Source organism: Halomicronema sp. CCY15110, assembly GCF_016888165.1.
In the GTDB taxonomy this organism is placed as follows: domain Bacteria; phylum Cyanobacteriota; class Cyanobacteriia; order Phormidesmidales; family Phormidesmidaceae; genus Halomicronema.
This window is the reverse complement of sequence record NZ_JACSWC010000381.1, coordinates 1-1,126: the sequence shown is the minus strand read 5'-3', so window position 1 is coordinate 1,126 and position 1,126 is coordinate 1. Positions and strand designations below refer to the sequence as shown.

Sequence of the window (1,126 nt, the reverse complement as noted above, 5' to 3'; positions counted from 1 at the left end):
CCTTAAGGAGTGAGTTTTAGAGGCTGACGTCGAATGCCTGGTCCCGCCCTTCCCGCCCTCGTTGTGAGTGAAACCGAGCGTCACGAACTAGAGCAGTTGGTGAAGCGACCGAGTACGCCCCAACAACTGGCATTGCGAGCCCAGATTATTCTCCGGGCCAGCGCGGGGGAAAGCCAAGGTCAGATTGCGCGGGAGTTAGGCATCACCGAGCAGACAAGTCGCGGTTGGCGTCGCCGCTGGCAGACCCTCCAGGGAGTTGAACGGCCAGTGGCGGAGCGGTTAGCCGATGCGCCACGCTCGGGTGCCCCGGCGACCTTTACCCTGGAGCAAATCACCCAACTCTATGCGTTAGCCTGCGCGCCCCCCGAGCAATATGGACGCCCCCTGAGTCATTGGACGCCCCGAGAGTTAGCCGATGAACTGGTCAAACAAGGTATTGTGGCGAGTATCAGTAGTCGCCATGTGGGGCGTCTGTTAGCCGAAGCCGAACTGAAGCCGCACCAGAGTCGTTACTGGCTTCATCCCCCCCCGACCCGGACTTTGCCACTAAAGTCGAAGACATCTGCCAGGTCTACGAACAGGCCGCCGAGCGCTCTGAACGCGGCGAGTACACCTACAGTCTCGATGAAATGACCGGCATCCAGGCCTTGGAGCGCGTGATGCCGGATATTGACATGAAACCCGGGCGCTGTGTGCGGGTGGAGTTTGAATACCAACGCCATGGCACTCAAACCTTGATTGCCAGCTTGAATGTGGCCACCGGACGCATTGACCAGGCGACCGTCGGCGACACCCGCACCGAGCAAGATTTAGACGCCCATCTCCAAGCCCTGCTTGCCCCCATCGCCGATGCCCCCAAAATTCATCTGGTCATGGACTGCCTCAATACCCATCGCTCAGAAGCGTTGGTGCGACTCGCCGCCGCTCTGGAACCCGACCCACCGCCGTTAGGACAGAAAGGTCAATCTGGCATCCTGAAGTCGATGGCCACTCGCACCGCCTTCTTAACTAATCCGGAGCACCGCTTGGTCGTCCATTTCACCCCCAAACATTGTTCTTGGCTCAATCAAATTGAAATCTGGTTCTCCATTCTCATGCGGAAGTTGCTGCGACGCGCCAGTTTCAC

2 protein-coding genes are annotated in these 1,126 nt (G+C 58.9%); both read left to right on the top strand.

The window, feature by feature from the left end; translation table 11 throughout:
- The first annotated feature begins 33 nt into the window (after positions 1 to 33).
- Positions 34 to 633: a helix-turn-helix domain-containing protein gene (locus tag JUK32_RS18785; RefSeq protein WP_204140401.1), complete on the top strand. Its 600-nt coding sequence runs from the start codon at positions 34 to 36 to the stop codon at positions 631 to 633.
- The coding region (locus JUK32_RS18780; RefSeq protein ID WP_204140400.1) for a transposase at positions 630 to 1,126 on the top strand (497 nt) is incomplete at its 3' end. The genes JUK32_RS18785 and JUK32_RS18780, both read left to right, overlap by 4 nt.

Coding starts and splice junctions, on each gene's coding strand:
- JUK32_RS18785 (WP_204140401.1), top strand. CDS start 34: ATGCCTGGTCCCGCCCTTCCCGCCCTCGTTGTGAGTGAAACCGAGCGT.